This window comes from Paraburkholderia sp. SIMBA_054, from assembly GCF_046534875.1.
Lineage (GTDB): Bacteria > Pseudomonadota > Gammaproteobacteria > Burkholderiales > Burkholderiaceae > Paraburkholderia > Paraburkholderia hospita.
This window is the reverse complement of the sequence record NZ_JAWRXV010000146.1, coordinates 1-2,460: the sequence shown is the minus strand read 5'-3', so window position 1 is coordinate 2,460 and position 2,460 is coordinate 1. Positions and strand designations below refer to the sequence as shown.

Genomic DNA, 2,460 nt, shown 5'->3' with positions numbered 1-2,460 from the left:
CAGATGGGTTGCCTAGCACCAACCATCCTGACATATCGCTATGCCACGAGATCGGGAAAGTCCTTACTAATTCGGATAAGTGCATAGCGCATCCGCCATGCACTCCGGGTCGCCCCGTCTCAGTGTTCGTGTTTCGAGAATAGTGTCTTCGGCTGTGTCCCGTTTCCGGAGTTCATGCAAGCGAACATACTCAGCGCCATCAATCACGAACAGCGTGATTCCGAATTCGACCCACGAGGAATTCCCATGGCGACCGCAGCGAACGTTAACTCTTCCGATATTGACTTCTACTATTGGCCCACCCCCAACGGCCAGAAAGTTGCCATCTTCCTTGAGGAAGCGCAGGTGAGATATCGGGTACATCCCGTCGATATCAGCAAAGGGATGCAGTTCGCTCCCGACTTCGAAAAAATTTCCCCGAACAACCGGATGCCCGCCATCGTAGACTGTCAACTCGATGCATCGGTTTTCGAGTCGGGCGCAATCCTGTTGCATCTGGCAGAAAAGACTGGCCAGTTCATTCCTGCCAATCCGCAAGGTCGCATTGAGGTCCTGCAATGGTTGTTCTGGCAGATGGGCGGTCTCGGGCCGATTTTGGGTCAAACGGTATTCTTCCGTAACTACGCATCAGAACAATTGCCGCTGGCAATCGACCGGTTCACCAACGAAACGATGCGACTCTACAATGTGCTGAATAAGCGATTGGCAGACCGCGAATACATCGCCGGTGAGTACTCAATTGCTGACATGGCCACTTATCCGTGGGTAGTTCAGTTTGCCAAGCAAGGCATCGCAATCGGAGACTTTCCGCATGTTGCGCGATGGCTCAAGCGTATTGAAAACCGGGCCGCCGTCAAACGCGCGTACACGTTAGCTGAAGCGGTGCGTCCGTCACAACTAACTGATGAGCAACGCAAACAACTGTTTGCCCAGAAAGAGCAGGTTACCTGAACAAATGGCGACGCAAACGACATCGGCCGCAATCAAAAGGCATCGCTGTTTAGCCGGAATGGTCGCAAACGCACCTGCGTCACTTGGAGCGAGTAGCCCGTCACGACTATCGGAGGTTGTTCTTTGAGCGCCACAAGCTCAATCTCCGCCGTAAGGCACTCCGCCAGAACTGCTCGGTCGATGAGAACCTAAGGCACGTTCATTGAAGCCATCGACCATCCCGCCTGAGCATTAACACTCGTCGAAATGACGCGCGGCAGCGGAGGACTGTTCTTGGACAGGGTCGACAACACTGCCCTATACGCTCAAGGCAACCTTTGTGGGCGCAGCATACTCGCATGCCTAGCTGCCGAACCCAATTGTGTTCAAACGCTCTTGCCATCAATGCCGAAGCGATGGAGAAAGCTGAGCCTACTTTGCAGTTGCCGCCGTCGAAATCCTCGGTTCCAGCCGGGAACCGAGAAGCAACCCCGCAAGGCTTAATGCCGCGACGGCTGGAGCTCCTGTATAAACGGCAGTGGAAAGGCCATGCGCGGTCGCCAACACGCCAAGTGACAAAGCAACCGTTCCTTGAAACAGATATGCAATCAGATAGATGGCGGACACGGTCGCGCCCCGCTGTTCGACTGGCATAGCTTCGACCAGTAGGCTAAGGCCCCCGCGGAATTGCATGCTATAGGCGATGCCCATGAACGTCGAAGAACCGAGAAACATGGCAAGTGAGCGATCATGCGCGGCAAGCATGAGGAGAAGCAATCCGGCAACCGAGCTTGTGGTCCCCAAGGCGATGTTTCGCTTTACCCCAACGTTTCCCGCGCAAATCGTGATTGCCCCGTTGCATATTGCAAACAGCGAAATGGCCGCACCGTTGACGAACGCGTTGCTTGACCCCACCACCTGTTTTGCAATCTGCGCCCCAAGCGAGAGTGTAATTGCGCCCAGCACGTAGGCTGTCGTCACTACCAGCGCCGACGCGACGAATATTGGAAGAATGTCTCGCGGCATCCCTATGTTCCCCGGTCGCCAGTTGCGGAACGACTTGAGCGTTGAGGTCTGAGGCAGGCGCCATGCTGCTGATGCAATCGTCACGATTACCGCCAGCAAAATCCAGAAATTGAGCCGCGTCGGAAATGGTGCATATCGAACAAGGACACCTCCAAGCAGCATAGCGGCACCAAGCCCGATTGCCTGAGAGGCTGCGTAACCGTAGCCGAATACGACATTCTTCCGCTGGGATTGAACGCGACCAGCGATGCCGTAGCCGGACCAGCGGAAAGACCGACTCCGACTCCCATGAACACTCTGCCTACGAAAAGCCATTCCACGTGGGTAGCTGTAGCGAGGCATAGCGTGCCCAGCGCCGATGCGGCGAGACCTACCAACATCGGAACGCGGGCCCCAATGTAGTCCGACACGTTACCAAACAGTGAAATTGACCCGCGAAAACGGACACCTTGTATCTTGAAGTACGGCTTTGAAGCCTCTCTTTATTATTCGTAGTTGGAGGCT

Annotated in this window: 3 protein-coding genes; 1 reads left to right on the top strand and 2 read right to left on the bottom strand. The window is 55.0% G+C overall.

Annotation, left to right across the window (positions count from 1 at the left end; translation table 11 throughout):
• Nucleotides 1-246 precede the first annotated feature (246 nt).
• Nucleotides 247-951: a glutathione S-transferase N-terminal domain-containing protein gene (locus tag SB822_RS54300; RefSeq protein ID WP_007740587.1), complete on the top strand. Its 705-nt coding sequence runs from the start codon at nucleotides 247-249 to the stop codon at nucleotides 949-951.
• Nucleotides 952-1,362: 411 nt separating this feature from the next.
• On the opposite strand, the gene SB822_RS54295 is transcribed toward SB822_RS54300, so the two are convergent.
• Together SB822_RS54295 and SB822_RS54290 are read right to left on the bottom strand one after the other, a co-directional pair.
• Complete coding sequence (locus SB822_RS54295) at nucleotides 1,363-2,118, bottom strand: hypothetical protein (protein WP_143055867.1); 756 nt, start codon at nucleotides 2,116-2,118, stop codon at nucleotides 1,363-1,365.
• Nucleotides 2,043-2,366, bottom strand: a complete 324-nt coding sequence (locus SB822_RS54290) for an MFS transporter (RefSeq protein WP_158660500.1) — start codon at nucleotides 2,364-2,366, stop codon at nucleotides 2,043-2,045. Before SB822_RS54290 ends, SB822_RS54295 begins: the two co-directional genes overlap by 76 nt.
• Between the last annotated feature and the right edge of the window lie 94 nt (nucleotides 2,367-2,460).